This is a genomic window from Pseudomonas phoenicis (genome assembly GCF_047302395.1).
Taxonomy (GTDB): domain Bacteria; phylum Pseudomonadota; class Gammaproteobacteria; order Pseudomonadales; family Pseudomonadaceae; genus Aquipseudomonas.
On the sequence record NZ_CP154852.1, the window covers coordinates 888,093 to 911,295 of the forward strand.

The 23,203-nt window shown below is 68.9% G+C and carries 4 protein-coding genes; all 4 read right to left on the reverse strand.

What is annotated here, in order from left to right; all coding sequences use genetic code 11:
• Positions 1–13: 13 nt before the first annotated feature.
• The 4 genes from AA0Z93_RS04255 to AA0Z93_RS04270 all read right to left on the reverse strand — a co-directional run bounded on the left by AA0Z93_RS04255 (position 14) and on the right by AA0Z93_RS04270 (position 23,090).
• Positions 14–2,569 carry a TonB-dependent siderophore receptor gene (locus tag AA0Z93_RS04255; protein ID WP_413046254.1) on the reverse strand — a complete coding sequence of 852 codons (2,556 nt, stop codon included), beginning with the start codon at positions 2,567–2,569 and terminating at the stop codon, positions 14–16.
• Positions 2,570–3,011: 442 nt separating this feature from the next.
• Positions 3,012–6,335, reverse strand: coding sequence for an amino acid adenylation domain-containing protein (locus tag AA0Z93_RS04260; protein WP_413046253.1), 3,324 nt, complete (start codon positions 6,333–6,335; stop codon positions 3,012–3,014).
• Positions 6,332–16,525 (reverse strand): amino acid adenylation domain-containing protein, encoded by a 10,194-nt coding sequence (locus AA0Z93_RS04265; protein ID WP_413046252.1) that lies wholly within the window; start codon positions 16,523–16,525, stop codon positions 6,332–6,334. Before AA0Z93_RS04265 ends, AA0Z93_RS04260 begins: the two co-directional genes overlap by 4 nt.
• Complete coding sequence (locus AA0Z93_RS04270; RefSeq protein WP_413046251.1) at positions 16,518–23,090, reverse strand: amino acid adenylation domain-containing protein; 6,573 nt, start codon at positions 23,088–23,090, stop codon at positions 16,518–16,520. Before AA0Z93_RS04270 ends, AA0Z93_RS04265 begins: the two co-directional genes overlap by 8 nt.
• Positions 23,091–23,203 lie beyond the last annotated feature (113 nt).

Sequence of the window (23,203 nt, forward strand, 5' to 3'; positions counted from 1 at the left end):
CGTGAACGGGGTGTCAGTGGAAGGTGCCGCGCAGGGTCAGCATGAAGTTGCGCGGTTCGCCGTAGTAGTTGCCGTACTGGCTGCTATATACCGCCGAGTAGTAGCGACGGTCGAACAGGTTGTTGCCATTGAGGGCAACGCTCCAGTTGTCGTCGACCCGGTATTCCACCATCGCATCGTAGATGGCATGTCCGGCCTGGTTGAACTTGAACGAGCGCTCGCTGAGCACGCCGCCCGTGTCCTGGTCGAGGTCGTAGGAAGTGCCGTTCACGTAGGCGGCGCTCTGCGCCCTGACGCCGCCACCGACCCGCCAGTCGGACAACTGGTCGGGCAAGGTGTAGGTGGTCCAGAGCTTGAGCAGGTGTTTGGGCGTGATGCTGCTGTAGAGGGTTTCCTCGGTGTTGTTCTCTACCCGGTTGTAGGTATAGCCCGCCAGGACTTCCCAACCCGGCATGATCTCGCCGGTCGCTTCCAGGTCGATACCCTTGCTGACGACTTCGTCCGAAGCCAGGTAGCAGCAAGCGCCGCTGTAGATCGCCCCTGCCCCTTGATAGGCCGGATCGCGCACCGCCTGGTTCTCGCGCTTGATGTAGAACAGCGCGGCATTGACGTTCAGACGCCCCCCGAACAGCTCACCCTTGATGCCGGTTTCATAGGTCTTGCCGACCATGGGCTCGATCGACGTCTTGGCCTCTTCCGGCCCTTGGAAGCTCAACGACTGCGGCTTGAAGACTTCGGCATAGCTGAGGTAGGTCGACCACTGGTCGTCCAGGGCATAGATCAGGCCACCGAACGGGACCACCTTGGTCGGCACGCGATCGAAGACATAGTCCTCGGGGTCCTTGACCCATTCACCGGTGCCGTCCGAATTACGCCTGGAGTAGTCCTGCTCGAACTTGTAACGCTGCGCACGGGCACCGACCACCAGCTTCAGCGGGTCGGTCAGTTGCAGGCGCAATGTCGAATAGAGCCCGTACTGCACCCGGCCGTTAGGCGAATAGTCGCGCCAGAACGAATGGTTGGACTCGTCGCTGGTCAAGGGCGTGGATTTCGGGTCCCAGATGTCGATCAGGCCGCCTTTGCCCACCATGCCGCCCGCCGCACGCCAGCGGCTGGACACTTTCTGCCAGTCGGCGCCGACCAGCAGTTCGTGGCGACGGTCGAAGGCTTCGAAGGCGCCGGACAGGTTGATGTCGAACACCTGCTGTTTACTGAAGCTACGCACGTAGCTGCCCCACCAGTAGGGGCTGCCGTTGGACTGGTCGATCCAGCCGTACGGGTTGACGCCTTCGGTGTTCGACGAGTTGTAGGAGTCGGTCCAGGAGGCGTTGAGCTTCCAGTCTTCGTTGAAGTGGTGGTCGACCTTGGCGAACCACTCGCGCGTGGCGCTATCGGCCCACCCTTGTTTGGTGGTGTACCAGGTGTGGCGCGGCAAGTGCGCGTCGCTGCCGTCGGGATAGCGCGGCAAGCCGTCGCCGGTGCCGGTTTCCTTCTGCTTATCGAAGCTGCCGCCGAAGGTCAGCATGGTATCGTCGGTGACGTCTGCCTCGAGGATGCCGTAGAGAAACGGCCGCTCGGTGGCGCGCACATCCTGGAAGTAGTGACGGTCGGTGTAAGCGGCCACCATGCGGCCGCGCAGCTTGCCGTCGAAGGCCAGCGGCCCGGTCACGTCGACTTCGCTGCGGTAGTTGTCCCACGAGCCGGCCGAAGTCTCGAACTTGAGCTGGTACTGGTCCATGGGGCGCTTGCGCACCAGGTTGAGGATGCCGCCCGGGTCGCCGGTGCCGCCCAGCAGGCCGGTCGCCCCACGCAGCACTTCGATGTGGTCGTAGCCGGCCAGGTCGTATTGGCGCTCGCTGTAGAAGGTGCCCACGCCGGTGCCGATGTCCATCGGCGCGGCGCCGTCGATCTGCACGTTGTCGATGCCGAAGCCGCGCGAATAGAACGCCTGGGTGTTGTAGTTGGCGTTGCGCACGGTGATGCCCGGCGCACGTTTCATCGCATCGGGCAGGCTGGTGCTGCGGGTGTCGTCGATCAGTTGCTTGCTGACGACCGACACGCTCTGCGGCGTGTCCTTGAGGCTGACCGGGGTCTTCGAGCCGATCGACACCAAACCTGTGGTGTAGGACCCTGAGTTCTCCGTGGCCTCGCCCATGCCCTGCCCGGAAATGCTCGTGGCGCCCAGTTCGATGGCGCCCGGCTCGCCCAGGTCCAAGGCCGCGCTGGCCGGGGTGATGATCACCGTGCCGTCGTCGATCCGGTACGACAGGCCTGCGTTGCGCAGCAGCAGGTCCAGCGCCTGGGTCGGCTCCATGGTGCCGGACACCGCCGCCGAGCGCTTGCCGCTGACCAGGCCCGGCTCGAACAGCAACTGCAAGCCGGTCTGGCGGCCCAGTGCGGTGAGGGCGTCGTTGAGCGAGCTGGCGGGAATGTTCACCCGGGTCGCCTCGGCCTGGGCCGGCGTACCGAAGCCCAGCGCCAAGCCCAACACCATGATCGATGCGCAAGCACGCCACTGGGTGCGGTCCCAGCGACCCAGGCTCCCCAGCCTGACCTGATCGGATTTCATATCTGACCTACTCCGTACGTTGTGATCTGGATGACCGCCGGCTCTTGTGGCAGCTGGTCGAGGATTCGCATCCATTGCGAAGCGGTTTCCTACGAGTAGACGACTCAAGTCGCACCTGCTCGGTCACTAAACGACGGGGGTCTGACTGAAATTAAAAATATTTTGCATTCACTGCGACGGTATGTGACGCACAGGAGAAATCGGGATGGCGATTCACGGCGACGCGGATGGGAAACGGTTGAGTAGCTTGTGGGAGTGCCTGTAGGAGCGACTTTAGTCGCGATGGCCGGCGTAGCCGGCCCGACCCAGCCACCGCGATATGCCAGGGAAACCGTTTCGCCTGCATGGGGCCGGCTGCGCCGGCCATCGCGGCTTAAGCCGCTCCTACGAAAGTACAAAGAGAGGTGTCTTACCCCGCAATGCAGCGACCGAGGGGGCAGCGCTACCCCGGCTGGCGCGCCTTCTCCAGCAGGCGCGCCTTCTCCTCGGGGCTCATGGCGTCCAGCCGCACGCGTGCCTGGGCCAGCTTCTCCAACTGCCCCGGTGCCACTTCCTGCAAGCGCAGCGCCTGGGCCAGGGCCGCGGGGCTCGGGTTGTCGAACACCACGCCGGGGTGCACTTCGCATTGCAGCAGCTTGCGAATGCCGGCCACCAGCTTGATCACCAGCAGCGAATGGCCACCGGCGGCGAAGAAGTCCTGCTCCACGCTCAGGCGCTCGCTGCCGAGCAGTTGCGCCATGCGCGTGGCCAGCACCTGTTCCAAGGCGTCGCGCGGGGCGACGTAGGCCTGTTGCGCGGCGGCAAGGTCCAGCGCGCTCAAGGCCTGGCGGTCGATCTTGCCGTTGCCCAGGCGCGGCATGCGCGCCAGCACCTGCACACTGCGCGGCACCATCACGGCCGGCAGACGCCGTTCGAGCTGGGCCTTGAGCAGGCTGCCCCACTCGGCTGGCGCTTCGCCCGCGGCGGTGAAGAAGGCTTGCGCTTCGCCCTGGGCATCGAGCACCACGGCCGCTTCGCCGACGCCTTCCAGTGCCGCCAGGTGCGCCTGGATTTCGCCCAGCTCCACGCGGAAGCCGCGCAGTTTGACCTGCTGGTCGGCGCGGCCTTGCAGGACGATGCCGCCCTCGGGGCGGTAACGCGCCAGGTCGCCGGTGCGGTACAGGCGCCCGCCCGCCACTTGCGGCACGTCGAGGAAGGCCTGGGCCTGCTGCTCGGCGGCATTCAGGTAACCACGGGCCAGTTGCGCGCCGGCCAAGTACAGCTCGCCCAGTTCGCCGGTGGCGACCAGTCGCTGGTGGCTGTCGAGCACCCAGGCCTGGTTGTTGGCCAGCACCTGGGTCAGGGGCACGGCAGCAGCTTGCGCATCGCGTGCGTCGATCGCATGCACCAGCACGCCGACCGTGGCTTCGCTCGGGCCGTAGTGGTTGAACAGGCGCAGGTCCGGACGCAGGTGCAGCAGGCGTTCGACCAGCGCAGGCGCTACCGCCTCGCCGCCCAATACCAGGGTTGCAGGCAGGCATGGGGCCGGGGTGTCGAGCAGGGCCGCCAAGTGCGAAGGCACGATCTTCAGGCAGTCGATGGCCTGCGCCTCGACGAAGCGGGCAAAGGCCTGGCCGTCCTGCACGGTCGCTTCATCGGCCAGGTGCAGGGCCGCGCCGTTGTACAGCGCACCGAACAGCGCGGTGTGGCCCAGGTCGGCGACCACGCTGGCACTGAAGGCGAAGCGTCGGCAGCGCGTCAGGTCCAGCGCCGCGCTGGCCGAAGCCACGTAGTTGGCCAGCGCGCCATGCTCGACGGCCACGGCTTTGGGCGTGCCGGTGGAACCGGAGGTGAACAGCACATAGGCCAGATCGCCAGCACCGAAGGTGGCGGGCTCTACCGCAGGTGCGCCCGGCGCGTCGAAGTCGCATTCGCCGACCGCCAGTTGCGCGACGTCCAGCGCCAGCGCCTGCTCGGCGAGCAGCAACGTGGCGCCCGCCTCTTCCAACAGCTGCGCCAGGCGCGCCACGGGCCACTGCGGGTCGAGCGCGACCCAGGCCGCGCCCACCTGCCAGGTGGCCAAGGCCGCCACCAGCCAGTTCGCCGAGCGCGGCAGGGCCAGGCCCACGCGCTGGCCGGGAGCGACGCCACGTTGCTTCAGGGCCGCCGCCAAACGCTCGGCGCGGCGGTGCAGTTCGGCGTAGCTCAAGGTGCTATCGCCACTGACCAGGGCCGGCGCGTCGGGGGTATGGGCCTGCCAGTGCGCGATGCGCGCAGGCAAGGTCAGGGCCGCGTCGAGGACGACAGGCGCCGGGTTGAACGCCAGCAGACGCTCCCGCTCGGCGTCGCCCAGCAAGCTGAGCTCGGCGGTGGGCGCAGAGGGCGAGGCCAGTAGGCTGCCCAACAGCACTCGATATTGCGCCAGCAAGCCAGCCATGGCTTGTGCGCTGTAACGGCGGCGGTCGAACGCCACGCTCAGTCGCTGCGCGGCGCCGGTCGCATCCAGCTCTACGTGCAGCAGCAGTTCGAAGCCTGGCGGCAGTTCGGCATGCACCTGCGCGGTCCAGTTGCCGTCTTGCGCTGGCAGACGCCCTACGGCGAAACCGCAACGCGGTTGGGTCGCCGGAGTGGCGGCCGGGCAGTATTCCTGCCAGGTGCGGTGCTGGGCGAGCACGCCGTCCAGTTGCGTCAGGCCGGTTTCGAACGAGGCTTGAGGGTCGAGCACCAATTGCAGCGGCAAGGTCTTTTCGAACAGGCCCAGGCCATGCTCGAAGAAGTCGTAGTCGGCACGACTGTCGTGGCGCCAGCCGGCGATGAAGGCCGTGCGCCCGCTGATACGCGCCAGCAGCAGCCACCAGGCGGCTTGCAACGCGGTGTCGAGGGTCGTGCCGTGGCGCTCGGCCAAGGCCTGCAGGCCGGTGCGCAGTTCGGCCGACAAGGGCGCTTCGACGTGCTCGGCCGATGTCAGGCCGCTCATTGCCCACACCGGGTGCGCGGCTACCGCCTGGTGAGCGCCACCCTGCTCGCCGACACCCACCCCAGCCAAACCAGCCCCGCCCGCCTCGCCGACCCTCACACCAGACAGGCCAGCGCCATCCGCCTCGCTGGCGCGCATTCGCGTTGCACCGGGAACAGCCTGCCCCGCCGCTTCACCTGCGCGCCGATACGGCAAATCCGCCTGGAACCCCGCCTGGCTGCCCAGGTGCGCCTGCCAATACTGCGCCGCTTGCCCGGCGTCCTCGTCGAGCACCACTTCGGCGCGCCATTCCAGGTACTGCTCGAACTGCGCCAGCTCTTCGTCGGCGCCCGCCGGGCCGTCCACGTACGCCTGGCGCACCTGTTCGAACAGCAGCGTCAGGCTGCTGGCATCGGCCAGCCCCCTGGCCAGCGCCAAGGTCAGTCGCCAGCTCTCGCCGTCCAGCGATTGCAACAAGGCGCGTAGCGGTGCCTGCTCGGGCGTGGCCTGGGCCAGCCACTGCCGGCACTGCGCGTCGGCGGCTTCGAGTGGCTGCGCTGAGCCTTCCACCCGCAACGCGACAGGCCCGCCATGGGCGCCCGGAAACTGGCGCATGCCGTGGTAGCCCGGCACCGCCGCGACGGCCGTGGCCAACACCGGCTGGCGCAGCGCCACATCGTCGAGGGCCGCTTGCAAGGCAGCCACGTCCGGCGCGCCGTCGATGCGCACCTGCACGCACTGCGCGGGCGCGCCTACGGTATCGCGCCAGTGTTGCTGTTCGGTGAGCAGCGCCAGGCCGGCGCCGCGAAGTTGCACGTGGGTATCGCTCATGCGTCAGCCTCTTGGGTCAGGGAAGCGGCGCGCGGCGCGGCCTCCAGGGTACGTCGTTCGATCATCTCGCCCATCGCCACGACGATCTTGCGCGGCCCTTCGAAGGGATCGCGGGCATGGGCGGCGAGCATGTTGTCGAGCAGGATCACATCGCCCTTACGCCAGTCGAAGCGCACCGCACAGGCTTCGTACAGTTCGCCGACCAACGCCATGCTGGCGTCGTCGATGGGCGTGCCGTCGCCGTAGTAGACGTGGCGCGGCATGCGCTCGGGGCCGAACAGCGCCAACAAGTCTTCGCGCACGTCCGGGTCCAGGCAGTGGATGTGGTGCAGCTGCACCTGGTTGAAGAAGGTCTTCTCGCCGGTCACCGGGTGGCGAATGATCGCCGGGCACGGCGTGCGGATCTGCAGCTCGTCGTTGTCGAACCAGGTCCACTGGATGCCGGCGGCCTGGCAGCGCGCCTCGACCGCGGCGCGGTCGTCGGTCTTGAAGAAGTGCTGCCACGACACGTCGAGGTTGCTGGCGAAGGTACGCACGTACAGCAGGCCCTTGCGCTCGAAGGTGTCGCGCAGCGCCTGCGGCAGGCGCTGGTACATCAGGCGGCAATCGACCACCGGCGTGGCGCCGCCGACCGGCGAAGGCTGCTCGCAGAAGAACAACTGCTTGCGCGGCCAGGTGTCCTGGTGCGAGCTCTCGTTGTGGAACAGAATCATCTTGTTTTCCGGGTACGGCGTGGAGCGGTAGGTGTTCTTGCCGCCCTCCTTCTTCGGCAGGTCGCCGTACTGGCCGTACAAGCCAGGCTGCACCGCTTCGGCGAAGGCTTCGAAGGCATGGATGTCGTGCATGGCGAAGCCGCGGAACAGCAGCCCGGCGTGGCGCGACAGCTTGGCTTCCACTTCGGCGCGGTTGGCCTCGATCCAGCTCACCAGGTCCAGGCCCGGATCGTTGGGTTCGATCAGCAGCGGGAACACCTGCGGCGCGGCCAGCAAGGATTCGCGCACCGCCGCGCCAGGCTGCGCGACGCCGGCCTTGGGTTTCTTCAGGAACTTGCCCAGCTTGTCGGCCTTGGGTGCGGCCATGGCCGGGGCGGCGGCAACGGCGGGGGGCGTGCTCATGGTGAGGTCTCCTAGTCTGATGTCCGGCTCGCGCAGGATCTGCTGCAAAAGGCCGGTCCAGTCCCTGGCCAGGTGGGCGATGCGCTCGCGGTCGAACAGCTCGCTGGCGTACTGCCAGGTGCCGCGCAAGCCGTCGCCGTCCCGGTCGAGGAACAGGGCCATGTCGAATTTCGAGTAGCTGCCGGTGGCCGGCACCACTTCCACCTCCAGGCTGGCCAGGCTGTGGTCGCGCACCGGCAGGTTGTTCATCACGAACAGCACCTGCACCAAGGGGTTGAGGCCGCGCTGGCGGCCCACGCCTGCGGCTTCGACGATCATGTCGAAGGGCAGCTCCTGATGCTCGAAGGCGGCCAGGGTGGTGGCCTGGGTCTGCGCCAGGTGCTCGCTGAAGCGCTGGGTGGCGGCGTAGCGCGAGCGCAGCGGCAGGATGTTGACGAAGAAGCCGATCAGCGGCTCCAGCTCGGGCTGCGCACGCCCAGCGACATCGGCGCCGACCAGCACGTCGTCGCTCGCCGCCACGCGGTGCAGCAGCACCTGGAAGGCGGCCAGCAACAGGCTGTACAGCGTGGTTCCGGCTTGCCCGGCCAAGGCTTGCAGGCCGCGCACCAGTTCGCCGTCGAGGTGTAAGTGCAGTTCGGCACCGGCGTTGGAGGGCTGGGCGCCACGCGGGTGGTCGGTGGGCAGGGCCAACACGCCGCTGTGGCCGGCCAGGGCCTGGCGCCAGTAGTCGCCCTGCGCGGCCAGCACACCGTCGCGCTCCAACGCCCGCTGCCAGCGCGCGTAGTCGCCGTACTGCACCGGCAGCGGCGCCAACCGTGCGGGCTTACCGGCTCGCAACAGGTCGTAGAGGGCCACCAGTTCGTTGACCAGCAGCGACATCGACCAGCCATCGGAGACGATGTGGTGCATGGCGTAGAGCAGCACGTGCTCGCGCTCGCCCAGGCGCAGCACTTGGCCGCGCAACAGCGGCGCCTGCTCGAGGTCGATGGCGACGCGGGCGTTGTCGAGCACCGCCTGGGCGACCCGCGCCTCGCGTTCGGCGCGGCCCAGGTGCGACAGGTCGCGCAGCGGCAGTTCGACGGACGCATCGCGCAGCACCACCGCCTGCGGATCGCCTTCGTCGTCGGCCACGTAGGCGGTGCGCAGCACCTCGTGGCGGCGGATCACTTCGTTGAGCGCCCGTTCCAGCAACGGCACTTGCAGCACGCCCTTGACCCGCAACGCCAGCGGCATGCCGTAGGCACCGCTGCCGCCGGACAACTGCTCGACCACCCACAGCCGGCGCTGGGCCAGCGACAGCACCGGCGCGGCGCCCTCGCCCGCCGCCACCAGGGCCGCACGCGGCGCCTGACGTTGGCCGGCACGGGTTTGCAGACGGTCGACGAAATCTTCCAGGCGCGGCTGTTCGAACAGGTCGCGCAGGCTGACCGGCAGCGGCAGCAGCCCTTGCAGGCGCGCCACCACTTGCGTGGCCAGCAGCGAATGGCCGCCCAGCTCGAAGAACTGCGCGTCCAGACCGACCGACTCGACCTCGAGCACCTCGGCCCACACCGCCGCGACTTGCCGTTCGAAAGCGGTGCGCGGTGGGCGCTGGGCGTCGTGCTCGGGCGCTTGCGGTGCGGGCAAGGCGCTGCGGTCGAGCTTGCCGTTGGGCGTCAGCGGCAACTGCGCCAGGCACACGACGAAGGCCGGCACCATGTAGCCCGGCAAACACGCGGCCAACTGCACCTTCAGCGCCGCGCCGAAGGCCGCCTGTGCCGCCGGCTCTGCGCAGCTCGCAAGCGGCGCCACGTAGGCGACCAGTTGCACGCTGCCTTGCAGTTCGCAGGCCAGCACCGCCGCTTCGCGCACGGACGGCAGCGCCAGCAGGCGCGCTTCGATTTCCCCCAGCTCCACGCGGAAACCGCGGACCTTCACTTGGTGGTCGAGGCGGCCGAGGTACTCCAGCACGCCATCGTCACGGTAGCGGGTCAGGTCGCTGGTACGGTACAGGCGCTCGCCCGGGGTGCCGAACGGGTGCGGCACGAAGCGCTCGGCGGTCAGCGCCGGGCGGCCGAGGTAGCCACGGGTCAGGCCGGCGCCGGACAGGTACAGCTCGGCGCCGACGCCGACCGGCACCGCGTGCAGGTGGGCGTCGAGCAGGTACGCGCCGGTGCCCGGCAGGGGCCGGCCGATGCTGGCGGTGCCGCCGGCCTGGCGCTGGGTCCAGGTCGAGTAGGTGGTGTCTTCGGAGGGGCCGTACAGGTCGTTGACCCGCGCCACGCCCGGCAGCCGGTACAGCGCATCGACCAGGCCCTGCTTGAGCGGCTCGCCGGCCAGGTTGACGACCCGCACACCGGCCGGAATCTGCCCGGCGCGCAGCAGCGCCGCCGCCGCCGAGGGCACGCTGTTGATCAGGCGCACGCGGTCGCGGGCCGGCAGTTCGGGCAAGGCCAGGGCGTTGCGCGCCAGCACAATGAAACCGCCGCTGGCCAGGGTGACGAAGATTTCCCACACCGACAGGTCGAAGCACACCGAGGTAGATGCCAGCACACCTTGCAGCTCGTCTGCCGTGAAGGTGCGCTGCGACCAGTCGAGCAGCGCCTGCACGTTGCGGTGGGCGATGGCCACGCCCTTGGGCCGGCCGGTGGAGCCGGAGGTGTAGATCACGTAAGCCAGGTTGTCGGGGCTGAGCGCCACGTTCAGCGGCGTGCTGGCGTAGGCGGTCAGCAGTGCGTCGGCCGTGTCCATGTCGACCACCCGCATGCCCGCAGGCAGCGGCAGAGCGTCGAGCCCGGCCTGGGTGCCGATCAGCACCTGGGCGCGGCTGTCGTCGAGCATGTAGGCCAGGCGCTCGGCGGGGTAGTCCGGATCGAGCGGCACGTAGGCGCCACCGGCCTTGAGCACCGCCAGCAGGGCGACGATCAGCTCGGCGGTGCGCGGCAGGGCGATGCCCACGCGCACTTCGGGGCCGACGCCCAGGCTCGCCAGGTGGCGGGCCAGACGGTTGGCGCGCAGGTCGAGGTCGCGGTAGGTCCAGGCGGTCTCGCCATCGATCAGCGCCACATGCCTGGGGTCGCGCTCGACCTGGGCCTGGAACAGCGCGGCGATGCTCTGCGCCGGTACGGCGGGCACGGCGTCGCGGTTCCAGTCGTCGAGCAGCAGACGACGCTCTTCGGCGCCCAGCAGGCTCAGCGCGTCCAGCGTAGCGGGCGCCTCGGCCAAGCCTCGCAGCAGGTTGAGCAGGTGCCCGGCCAGGCGCTGCACCTGCGCCGCAGCGAAATGCTGGCGGTCGTATTGCAGGTGCAAGCTCAGGCCCGCTTCGACACCCACCAGCAGGGTCAGCGGCACGCTGGTGCGCTCGCGGGTCGCTACCGCGTCGAACTGCAAACCCTGCGACGCGCCTCGTTGCAGGGCTTCGGCCACCGGGTAGTTCTCGAACACCAGCAAGGTGTCGAACAGGCCGTCGCCGCCCTGCCCGGCCCAACGCTGGATGTCGAACAGCGGCGTGTGCTCGTGTTCGCGCAGCGCCAGGTTGCGTGCCTGCAACTGGGCGAACAGCGCGGCCGGCGACTGCTCGCCGGCCAGCGGGACGATCAGCGGCAAGGTGTTGATGAACAACCCCACCTGCGCCTCGATGCCCGGCAAAGGCGCCGAGCGCCCCGACACCGTGGTGCCGAACACCACGCTCGCTTGCCCGGTATAGCGTTGCAGCAACAGCGCCCAGGCGGCTTGCAGCACGGTGTTGAGGGTGACCTTGTGGGCACTGGCCAGGGCTTTCAACCGCGTGCAGGCCGCGCTGTCGAGGCCGCACAGGTACTCGCCCTGGTCGCTCGGCGATGCCGTATCGCCAGCCGGCTTGGGCAAGGCGTCGGCCAGTCGCGTGGGCGCCGTCAGGCCTTGCAGTTGCTCGCGCCAGAACGCTTCGGTGGCCGCCGCATCGCGGCCCGCCAGCCAGGCGATGTAGTCGCGGTAGCGGCCTGGCTGCGCGGCCACCGGCTCGCCGCGATAACGCTGCAGCACCTCGGCGAGCAGTCGGGCGTTGCTCCAGCCGTCCAGCAACAGGTGGTGGCAGGTGAAGATCAGGTGGTAGCGCTCAGTGTCGAGGCGCACCAGGTGCACGCTGAGCAGCGGCGCCTGGGTCAGGTCGAAGCCTTGGTCGCGCACCTGCTGCGCCAGCGCCGCAAGGTCGGCGTCGGATGCGGCGCGGTCGCGCCAGTCGTGCTCGACGAAGGGCAGCGCGGCATGCCGGTAGACCACTTGCAGCGGCTTCTGGCCTTGCACGAAGGCGCTGCGCAGGCTGTCGTGGGCGTCCAGCGCCGCCTGCCAGGCCGCGCGCAGGCGCGCCGGCTGCACGCCGCCGACGCCGACCGCGAGCTGGTTGATGTAGGCGCCGTCGCCCGGCTGGAAGAGGCTGTGGAAGAACATGCCCTGCTGCATCGGCGACAGCGGGTAAAGGTCTTGCACGCGGCGCGGGTCCAGCGCCAGGTCGTCGAGCGCGGCCTGGTCGAGGCCGGCCAGCGGCACGTCCGACGGGGTCAGCGCGCCTGCACCCTGCTCGCAGCAATGGGCGATCAGCGCGGCCAGCGCCTGTCCGTAGTCGTCGGCCAGGGTTCGCAGAGTGGCGCGGTCGAACTGGCGCTCGCTGAACTGCCAGTCCATCAGCAGTTCGCCGCCGTACACCTGGCCGTTGAGGGTCAGCCAGTTACCCAAAGGTGCGCTGTCGGCCTGCTCCTGCCCACGCGGCCCGCCGACCGGCTGGAACAGCGCGTCGGGCTGGTCGAAGCTGCCGTCGAGCTGGCCCAGGTAGTTGAAGGTGATGCGCGGCGCAGGTTGCGCAGCCAGGGCCTGGCGCACCTCGGGCCGACCGAGGTAGCGCAGGGCGCCGTAGCCCAGGCCGTTGTCGGGAATGGCGCGCAGTTGCTCCTTGATCTGGCGCAGCGACTCGCCCAGGGTCGCGGCCGGAGTCAGCTGGACCGGGTAGAGGCTGGTGAACCAGCCGACGCTGCGGGTCAGGTCCAGCTCGCGCGACAGCGGCTCGCGGCCATGGCCTTCCATCAGCACGCTGATCGAAGCGCTGCCGCTCCAACGGCCGACCACCTGGGCCAGCGCGGTCAACAGCAGGTCGTTGACCTGGGTGCGGTAGGCCGCTGGGGCCTGTTGCAGCAGTTGCTGGGTCAGCGTGGCGTCCAGACGGGTCTGCACGTGGCAGGCCTCGCGTTGCAGCAGCGGCGTGTCGAGGGGCGCGGCCGGCAGCGCCAGGTCCAGCGTCTGGGCCTGCCAATAGGCCAACTGCGCGTGCAGGGCCGGGGCCTGGGCATCGGCCTGCAACTGCTCGGCCCAGGCCTGCACCGAATGGGTCTTGGCCGGCAAGGCCTGCTGGCGGTAGGCGGTTTGCAGGTCTTCGAGCAGGATGCGCCAGGACACGCCGTCCACCACCAGGTGGTGGATCACCAGGAGCAGGCGCTGCTCGCCATCGGCACGCTCGATCAGCACGGCGCGCAGCAGTGGCCCGTCTTCGAGGTCCAGGCTGGCTTGGGCGCGCTCGGCGACGGCCGCCTGCTCGGCATCGTCGCGCACCGCCCGTTGCCACAGCAACGGTGCCGACTCGCCGTCGGCGAAGTGCGCGTCGCCTGCATGGAAACGCAGGCGCAAGGCATCGTGATGGCGCACCAGGGTGTGCAGCGCAGTGTCCAGAGCCTGGGCGTCCAGCGGCTGCCGAGGCGCCAGCAACACCGACTGGTTCCAGTGCGCCGGCTGCGCCTGCACGTTGTCGAAGAACCACTGCTGGAACGGCAGCAGGGGCGCAGGCCCGGTCAGCGGACGCTGGTCGATGGCCTCGGCCGCCTCGCCGAGCTGCGCCACCGTCGCCAGGGCCTGCACGGTCTGGTGCTGGAACAGATCCTTGGGGCTGAAGCGAATGCCGGCCTGGCGCGCGCGGCTGACCACCTGGATGGAGACGATCGAATCGCCGCCCAGCTCGAAGAAGTTGTCGTTCAGGCCCACCCGCTCGTGCTTGAGCACCTCTTGCCAGATGGCGGCCAGGCGCTGCTCCAGGTCACTGCGCGGCGCCACGTAAGCGGCCTGCGCCTGCGGCGCGTCGGGTTTGGGCAAGGCTTTGCGTTCGAGCTTGCCGTTGGGGCTGAGCGGCATGCGTTCGATGAACAGCACTTGGCCGGGCACCATGTAGTCGGGCAAGGCCTGGCGCAGCGGCGCACGCACCGCGTCGCGCAGGCCCGCTTCGTCGACCAGGGGCCACTGGCCGGGCACCACGTAGGCCACCAGCGCCCCGTCGATGGCCAGCACCACGGCTTCGCGCACCGCATCCTGCTCCAGCAGGCGCGCTTCGATTTCGCCCAGCTCGATGCGCAGGCCGCGAATCTTCACTTGGTGGTCGATGCGTCCGCGGTATTCGATCACCCCATCGGCGCGCTGGCTGGCCAGATCGCCCGTGCGGTACAAGCGCAGGCCATCGCCCACGGGGCTGGTGACGAAGCGCTCGGCGGTCAGCGCCGGCCGCCGGTGGTAGCCGCGCGCCAGGCCCTCGCCGCCCAGATACAGCTCGCCGACCACGCCAGGCGGCACCGGTTGCAGCTCGGCGTCGAGCACGTAGGTGTGCAGGTTGGCGATCGGCCGGCCGATGGGCACGGCGTCGCGGCCCTCGTCGCGGCAGATCCAGTGGGTGACGTCGATGGCCGCTTCGGTGGGGCCGTAGAGGTTGTACAGCGCCGCCTGGGGCAGGCGCGCCAATACCTGCTCCTGGGCGTCGATGGGCAGCGCTTCGCCGCTGCAGACGATGCGCCGCAGGCTCTGGCAGGTGCCGACCGTTTCGTCGAGCAGGAACATCTGCAGCATCGACGGCACGAAGTGCAGCGTACTGACGCCGTGCCGGCGGATCAGCTCGACCAGGCGCCGCGGATCGCGGTGGTCGCCCGGCCCGGCCACCACCAGGCAGGCGCCGGTCATCAATGGCCAGAAGAACTCCCACACCGACACGTCGAAGCTGAACGGGGTCTTCTGCAACACCCGGTCTTCGGCGCCCAGGCCATAGGCCTGCTGCATCCAGCACAGGCGGTTGGTCAGCGCGCGGTGGCGGTTGCCGGCGCCCTTGGGCTTGCCGGTCGAGCCGGAGGTGTAGATCACGTAGGCCAGGTGCTCGGGGTCGACCGCCACGACCGGACCTTGCTGCACGTCCAGCGGCAGCACCAGGGTGTCCAGAGCCAGTTGCGGCAGCTGTTCGGGGCACGGCAGGTGCAGGTGCGACTGGGTCAGGAGCAAGGCGATGCGGCTGTCGTCGACCATGTAGGCCAGGCGTTCGGCCGGGTATTCCGGGTCCAGCGGCACGTAGGCGCCGCCCGCCTTGAGGATCGCCAACAGGCCCACCACCATTTCCACGCTGCGTTCCACGGCGATGCCGACCAGTACGTCGGGACCGACGCCCAGCCCTGCCAGATGATGGGCCAGACCGTTGGCACGGCGGTCGAGCTCGCGGTAGCTCAGTTGGCAGTCGCCCAAGCGCAGCGCCGGCGCGTCGGGCGTGGCGTCGGCTTGTCGCTCGATCAGCCGGTGCACCGGCAGGTGCAGGGGGTAGTCGCTGTTGGCAGTGGCATTCCACTGCTCGACGATCTGCGCGCGTTCGGCGTCGTCCAGCAAGGGCAGCGTCGCGACCGTCGTCGTCGGTGCGGCGACGATGCCGTGCAGCAGGTTGAGCCAGTGGCGGGCCATGCGTTCGACGCTGTCGCGGGTGAACAGGTCGCTGGCGTAGACCAGTGCGGCGCCGAGCTGCTGGCCGTCGTCCTGGGTTTCCAGGGTGAGGTCCAGTTGCGCGGTCTCGCCTTGGCTGTGCAAAGGTTCAACGCTCAGGTTCGGCATGCTCAGGCTGGCGGCCTGGCGTACGCCATCCTGGTGCGTGTGCATGGCCTGGAACAGCGGGTTGTGGCTCAGGCTGCGCGGCACCTGCAGCGCCTCGACCAACTGCTCGAAGGGCAGATCTTCGTGGGCTTGGGCGTCGCGCACCTGTTGCGCGACACGCTGCAACAAGGCGCTGAAGGGCTCACCATCGTCGATCTGCGCACTGAGCACCTGGGTGTTGACGAACAGGCCGATCAGGCGCTCGGTCTCCAGGCGGTTGCGGTTGGCCACCGGTACGCCGACGCGGATCTGCGCCTGGCCGCTGTAGCGGTGCAGCAGGGTCTGGAAACTGCTCAGCAGCAAGGCGAACAGGCTCACGCCCTGGGCCTTGGCCAGGGCCCGCAGCCCTTGCGTCAGCGCCGCAGGCATCGGCACCGGCAGGCGCCCGCCGGCAAAGCTCAGGCTCGCCGGGCGCGGGTGGTCGGTGGGCAGTTCGAGCACCTGTTGCGGGTCGCCCAACTGGGTTTTCCAGTAGGCCAGTTGCCGCTCGCCCTCCCCCGACTCCATCCATTGGCGCTGCCAGGCGGCGAAATCGCCATACTGGACCGACAGCGGCGGCCAGGCTTGCGCAGGGTCGGCATAGGCGGCCAGCAGTTCCTCGATCATCAGCGTCATCGACCAGCCGTCGGTGACGATGTGGTGCAACACCAGCACCAACAGGTGCTCGTCGTCGGCCACCCGCGCCAGCCCGACGCGCAGCAGCGGGCCGTGCTGCAGGTCGAACGGCCGCGCCGTGAAGGCCTGTACGCAGGCGTGCAGGCGCTGCGCCAAAGGGCGTTCGTCCTGGGCCAGGGTCAGCGTTTCGAGGGTTTGGGCGGCGTGCTCGTCGACCACTTGGATGACCTGCCCGTCGCCTTCCACGAAGCGCGTGCGCAGGCTGGCGTGGCGCGCCAGCAACCCATCGAAAGCCGCTTGCAGGCGCGCGCGGTCGAGGGTGCCGCGCAGGCGCAGTGCCGTGGGGATGTGATAGGCGCCGTTGTCCGGCTCCAGCTGCCACAGGAACCACTGGCGCTGCTGCGCGTAGGACAGCGGCAAGGCCTCGCCCGTCAGTGCCGGGACGATGGGCAGGCGGGCCACGTCGATGCCCATTTCGTGCAGCTTGGCGAACAGCTGCCGGCGCTTGCCCGCACTCAGCCCGCGGATGCGCTCGACCAGTTGCTGGTTGCGTGCGGCGTTGTCAGACATTGTCCATCTCCAGTTCGTCGAGCACGCCGAAAATCTGATCCAGCTCGCTGTCGCGGGCCTGGCTCGAGGCGTCGTGGCGCAGGTGCTCGGCCAGTTCGCCGAGGGTGCGCAGGCCGTGGAAGTCGCGGATCTTCAGCTCCAGGCCGAACTCGCTGCGGATGCGCGACAGCAGCCGCACCACTTGCAGGGAATGGCCGCCGAGGGCGAAGAAGTCGTCGTTGACGCCCACCTGCGGCACCTCCAGCAGCTGCGCCCAGATCAGCGCCAGGCGCTGTTCCGTGTCGTTGCGCGGGGCGACGTAGGCTTGTTGCAGCAGGCTGGCGTCGGGCGCGGGGAGCCCGGCGCGGTCGAGCTTGCCATTGGTGGTCAGGGGCAGTGCGGGCAGCCACAGCAGGTGCGTGGGCACCATGTATTCGGGTAGGGCGCCGCGCAGGTTGTTTTTCAGGTGGTCGCGGGCCTGGGCTTGGGTGTCGCCATCGGCGTTCGCCAATGCAGGGTCGTGGGGCACGACGTAGGCCACCAGATGCAACGACTCGCCGCTGCCGTGGGGCAGCACCACCACGCTGGCGACGGTAGGGTCGGCCAGCAGGCGCGCTTCGATCTCGCCCAGCTCGATGCGGAAGCCGCGGATCTTCATCTGGTGGTCGATGCGGCCGCTGTACTCGATCATGCCGTCGGCGCGCAAGCGCGCCAGGTCGCCGGTGCGGTACAGGCGGCTGCCCTCGCCGGCGAAGGGGTTGGGGATGAAGCGCGTGGCGCTCAGGCCGCCGCGGTTCAGGTAGCCACGGGCCAGGCCTGCGCCGCCGATGTACAGCTCGCCGATGCAGCCTTTGGGTACGGGGTTGAGGTCGGCGTCGAGCAGGTACCAGGTCAGGTCGAAGATCGGTTGGCCAATGGGGCTGCTGGCGTCCTGCTCCAGGTCCGCTTTCGTCAGCGGGCGGTAGGTGACGTGCACGGTGGTTTCGGTGATGCCGTACATGTTCACCAGTCGCGGCTGGGCGTCGCCGAAACGTTCGAACCAGGGGCGCAGGCTTTTCACGTCGAGCGCTTCGCCGCCGAAGACCACCTGGCGCAGGGCCAGGGTTCGATTGCCGGCGCAGGCGATGGGCATCAGCGCCTTGAACGCCGAAGGGGTCTGGTTGAGCACGGTGACGCGTTCGGCACAGAGCAGCTCGTAGAAGGCGTGCGGCGAGCGGCTGACGTCGTGCGGCACCACCACCAGACGACCGCCGTAAAGCAGTGCGCCGAAGATTTCCCATACCGAGAAATCGAAGCCGTAGGAGTGGAACAGGGTCCAGACATCGTGTTGGTCGAAGGCGAACCACTGCTCGGTGGCGGCGAACAGGCGCTGCACGTTGCGGTGGGTCAGCAGCGTGCCTTTGGGCTGCCCGGTGGAGCCGGAGGTGTAGATGATGTAGGCCAGGTTGTCTGGGCCGACGTGGGTGACCGGGGCGTCTTCGCGTCGCCCCTCCTCGCCCAGCAGCAAGACAGGCAACTGCGCCGGCACGGGCAATTGCTCCAGCACGTTCGACTGGGCCAGCAGCAAGGCGATGCCGCTGTCTTGCATCAGGTAAGCCAGGCGCTCGTGAGGATACGCCGGATCGAGCGGGACGTAAGCGCCACCAGCCTTGAGGATCGCCAGCAACCCCACCAGCATTTCCACGCTGCGCTCGGCGGCCAGTCCTACGCGCACTTCCGCGCCGACGCCGCGCTCGACCAACGTATGGGCCAGCGCGTTGGCGCGGGCATCGAGTTCGGCGTAGGTCAGATGTTGCGCGTCGCAGGTCACGGCCACGGCGTCACCTCGAAGTCGGGCCTGCGCCGCAATGTCGTCGTGCAGGCAACGGTCGACCGGGTAGTGCTGCGATTCGCCGTTCCACGCCCGCAAGGTCGCTTGGCGCTCATCCTCAGCCAGCAATGGCAGGTCCGCCAGACGCTGCTCCGGCGCGGCGACCATGCCTTGCAACAACGTCTGCCAATGCCCGGCCAGACGCTCGACCGTGGCGGCCGTGAACAGGTCGGTGGCGTAGGTGAACAGCGCCTCCAGCCCATCGCCGGACTCGAAGGTGTCGAGCATCAGGTCGAACTGGCTGGTGCTGCCGGCCAGGCTCAGGGCTTGCAAGCGCAGCGCGCCGACCTGGCGTTGCGCCGCGCTCTGGCGAGCCTGGGCCTGGTGGTTGAACAGCACTTGGAACAGCGGGTGGTGGCCGTGGTTGCGCTCGGGCTGCAAGGCTTCGACCAGTTGCTCGAACGGCAGCTCCTGGTGCGCTTGCGCCTCCTGGCTGGCCTGACGCACCTGGCGCAGCAGGTCGCTGACGCGCATCTGCGGTTCGCAGCGCGCCTGCAGCACCTGGGTATTGACGAAGAAGCCCAGCAAGCCTTCGGTTTCCAGGGCCTGGCGGTTGGCCACGGGCACGCCGACGCGGATGCGCTCTTGGCGGCTGTAGCGGTGCAGCAAGGCTTGCAAGGACGCCAGCAGCACCGTGAACAGCGTGGTGCCGGCGGTGTGCGCCAGGTGCCTGAGCTGCGCGGTCAGGTGCGCGTCGAGGGCCAGCGCCAGGGTGGCGCCACGGCCGCTGGTCTGGGCCGGACGGGCATGGTCCAGGGGCAGTTCGATCACGCTGTGGTCGTTACCGAGCTGGGCTTTCCAATAGGCCAGTTGCCGCTCGCCTTCGCCGTCGGCCAGGCGTGCGCGCTGCCACACCGCATAGTCGGCGTACTGCACCGGCAAGGCCGGCAGGTGCGGGGCGTGGCCCTGGCTGAAGGCCTGGTAGCCGAGCACCAGCTCCTCGACCATGCGCTGCATCGACCAGGCATCGGAGACAATGTGGTGCTGCACCAGCGCCAATACGTGTTCCTCTTCCGCCAGGCGCAGCAAGGCCACGCGTAGCAGCGGGCCTTGGTCCAGGTCGAACGGTTGGCGGGCGAAGGCCTGCACCCAGGCTTCGCAGTCGCCGTCGGCGGCCAGCGTGTGGTGCTGCAGCGGCAGCGGTGCGGGCTCGGCGATCGCTTGCAGCAGTCGCTGGCCGTCGTGGTGGAAGGTGGTGCGCAGGGTTTCGTGACGGGCGACCAGCAGGTCGAAGGCGCGTTGCAGCGCCGCGCCATCCAACGGCCCGTGCAGGCGCAGCGCGGTGGGGATGTGATAGGCGCTGCTCTGTGGGTCGAGCTGCCACAGGTACCACTGGCGCTCCTGGGCGTAGGACACCGGCAACGGCTGCTCACGCGAGACCCCCTGCAACGGTGCGCGTTGCGGGCCGGCCTGGGTCAGACGGGCGGCGAAGGCGCGCAGGGTCGGGTGTTCGAACAGGGCTTTGAGCGGTACGTCCTGGGCCAGGGCCTGACCCAGGCGCGAGACTGCTTGCGTGGCCAGCAGCGAGTGGCCGCCGAGGGCGAAGAAGTCGTCTTCGGCGCCGACTTCGGCCAGTTGCAGCACTTCGCCCCAGACCTGGGCCACGGTCTGTTCCAGGTGGCCTTGCGGGGGCACGTAACGGTGTTGCAGCAGGCTGGCGTCGGGCGCGGGGAGCGCGGCGCGGTCGAGCTTGCCATTGGTGGTCAGGGGCAGTGCGGGCAGCCACAGCAGGTGCGTGGGCACCATGTATTCGGGTAGGGCGCCGCGCAGGTTGTTTTTCAGGTGGTCGCGGGCCTGGGCTTGGGTGTCGCCATCGGCGTTCGCCAATGCAGGGTCGTGGGGCACGACGTAGGCCACCAGATGCAACGACTCGCCGCTGCCGTGGGGCAGCACCACCACGCTGGCGACGGTAGGGTCGGCCAGCAGGCGCGCTTCGATCTCGCCCAGCTCGATGCGGAAGCCGCGGATCTTCATCTGGTGGTCGATGCGGCCGCTGTACTCGATCATGCCGTCGGCGCGCAAGCGCGCCAGGTCGCCGGTGCGGTACAGGCGGCTGCCCTCGCCGGCGAAGGGGTTGGGGATGAAGCGCGTGGCGCTCAGGCCGCCGCGGTTCAGGTAGCCACGGGCCAGGCCTGCGCCGCCGATGTACAGCTCGCCGATGCAGCCTTTGGGTACGGGGTTGAGGTCGGCGTCGAGCAGGTACCAGGTCAGGTCGAAGATCGGTTGGCCAATGGGGCTGCTGGCGTCCTGCTCCAGGTCCGCTTTCGTCAGCGGGCGGTAGGTGACGTGCACGGTGGTTTCGGTGATGCCGTACATGTTCACCAGTCGCGGCTGGGCGTCGCCGAAACGTTCGAACCAGGGGCGCAGGCTTTTCACGTCGAGCGCTTCGCCGCCGAAGACCACCTGGCGCAGGGCCAGGGTTCGATTGCCGGCGCAGGCGATGGGCATCAGCGCCTTGAACGCCGAAGGGGTCTGGTTGAGCACGGTGACGCGTTCGGCACAGAGCAGCTCGTAGAAGGCGTGCGGCGAGCGGCTGACGTCGTGCGGCACCACCACCAGACGACCGCCGTAAAGCAGTGCGCCGAAGATTTCCCATACCGAGAAATCGAAGCCGTAGGAGTGGAACAGGGTCCAGACATCGTGTTGGTCGAAGGCGAACCACTGCTCGGTGGCGGCGAACAGGCGCTGCACGTTGCGGTGGGTCAGCAGCGTGCCTTTGGGCTGCCCGGTGGAGCCGGAAGTGTAGATGATGTAGGCCAGGTTGTCTGGGCCGACGTGGGTGACCGGGGCGTCTTCGCGTCGCCCCTCCTCGCCCAGCAGCAAGACAGGCAACTGCGCCGGCACGGGCAATTGCTCCAGCACGTTCGACTGGGCCAGCAGCAAGGCGATGCCGCTGTCTTGCATCAGATAAGCCAGGCGCTCACGGGGGTACGCCGGATCGAGCGGCACATAGGCGCCACCCGCTTTGAGAATCGCCAGCAACCCCACCAGCATTTCCACGCTGCGCTCGGCCGCCAGGCCCACGCGCACTTCCGGGCCGACGCCGCGCTCGACCAGGGTATGGGCCAGCGCGTTGGCGCGGGCATCGAGTTCGGTGTAGGTCAGGTGCTGCGCGCCGCACGTCACCGCCACGGCGGCGCCTTGAAGCTGGGCCTGCCGTGCGATGCACTCGTGCAGGCAGCGCTGCACCGCATACTCGGCCGGTGCCGGATTCCACGCCTGCACGTGCGCAGCGCAGGTCGGCGCATCGAGCATCGGCAACTCCGCCAGCCTGCGTCGCTCGCCGCCCACCAACCCATGCAGCAAGGCGACCCAGTGCGCGGCCAGACGCTCGATCGTGCTGGCTCCGAACAGGTCGCTGGCATAGGTCAGCGCAGCGTGCAGTTCGCCGCCTGCGTGTTCGAACGTGTCGAGGGTCAGGTCGAACTGCGCGGTGCGGCTCTGCCACTGCACCTGTTCGAGCCGCAGGCCGCCGGGCAGGGTGTAGCTGGCGAGGTCGGCCACGTTCGGCTGGTGGTTGTACATCACCTGGAACAGCGGCGTGCGGCTGGCATCGCGCTCCAGGTGCAGCGCCTCGACCAGCTGCTCGAACGGCAAGTCCTGGTGGGCCTGGGCGTCGAGCACCACGCCCTTGAGGCGGCGCAGGAAGTCGTCGACCTGCAACTGGCCGTCCACCTGGGTGCGCAGCACCTGGGTGTTGACGAAGAACCCGATCAGCCCTTCGGTTTCGCGGCGGTGGCGGTTGGCGATGGGCGTGCCGATGCGGATGTCGGTCTGGCCGCTGTAGCGTTGCAGCAACAGGTTGAAGGCTGCCAGCAGCACCACGAACAGGCTCACCTCCTGGCGCCGGGCCAGGGCGCGCAATTGCTCGGCCAAGGCCGGCTCGACGGCGAAGCTCCAACGGCGCCCGCGCTGGCTGGGCTGGGCCGGGCGCGGCTGGTCGGTGGGCAGGGCCAGCGGCGGATGCTCGCCGCCCAACTGGGCCAGCCAGTAGTCGAGCTGGCGCTGCCCCTCACCCGCTTCCAGCCAACGCCGCTGCCACAGGGCATAGTCGCTGTACTGGATCGGCAGGCTCGCCCAGCTCGGTGCTTGGCCGCTTAGGGCCGCGGCGTAGGCCTGGATGAATTCGTCGATCAACACGCCCATCGACCAGCCGTCGGCGACGATGTGGTGCAGTGTCAGCAGCAACACGTGCTCGTCGCTCGACAGCGCCAGCAGGCGCACCCGCAAAAGCGGCCCCTGGGCCAGGTCGAACGGCTCCACGGCCATGCGTTCGGCCAGCGCCAGCACCTGTCGCTCGCGCTCGGCCTCGGGCAGGTGCGCGATGCTGTGGCGCTCGACCGGTACCGGCGCGTCCGACAGGGCCCAGTGCACCTGGCCCTCGGCATCACGGTCGAACACCGTGCGCAGGGTCTGATGGCGCTCGACCAGCGCGGCGAAGGCCTGCGCCAGGGCGTCGTGGCTCAGCGCGCCCTTGAGGCGTACGGCGGCCGGCAGGTTATAGGCGCCGCCGTCCGGCTCCAGCGCCCAGAGCATCCACATGCGCTGCTGGGCGAACGACAGGGCGTGGCGGTCCGGCGCCTCGACGCCCGCCGGAATCGGCAATTGCTGGAAACCGACCCCTTCCTTTGCCAGCGCGGCGAGAAACGCACGCCGCTTGTCCAGGGGCAGACCGATGAAACGGCCGGCGAGCTTGAGGGATTGATCAGCATTCATTTCGAGGCGTCCGGATTCGGGGGCGGGAGGCGCACAGGCGTGTCGTCCCTATAGAACGAATCCGGAGAGGAAAAATTAGCGGGGGCGGCCCCGTGCCGACGGTGGGTGGCGGG

Coding starts and splice junctions, on each gene's coding strand:
- AA0Z93_RS04265 (WP_413046252.1), bottom strand. CDS start 16,525: ATGTCTGACAACGCCGCACGCAACCAGCAACTGGTCGAGCGCATCCGC.
- AA0Z93_RS04270 (WP_413046251.1), bottom strand. CDS start 23,090: ATGAATGCTGATCAATCCCTCAAGCTCGCCGGCCGTTTCATCGGTCTG.
- AA0Z93_RS04260 (WP_413046253.1), bottom strand. CDS start 6,335: ATGAGCGATACCCACGTGCAACTTCGCGGCGCCGGCCTGGCGCTGCTC.
- AA0Z93_RS04255 (WP_413046254.1), bottom strand. CDS start 2,569: ATGAAATCCGATCAGGTCAGGCTGGGGAGCCTGGGTCGCTGGGACCGC.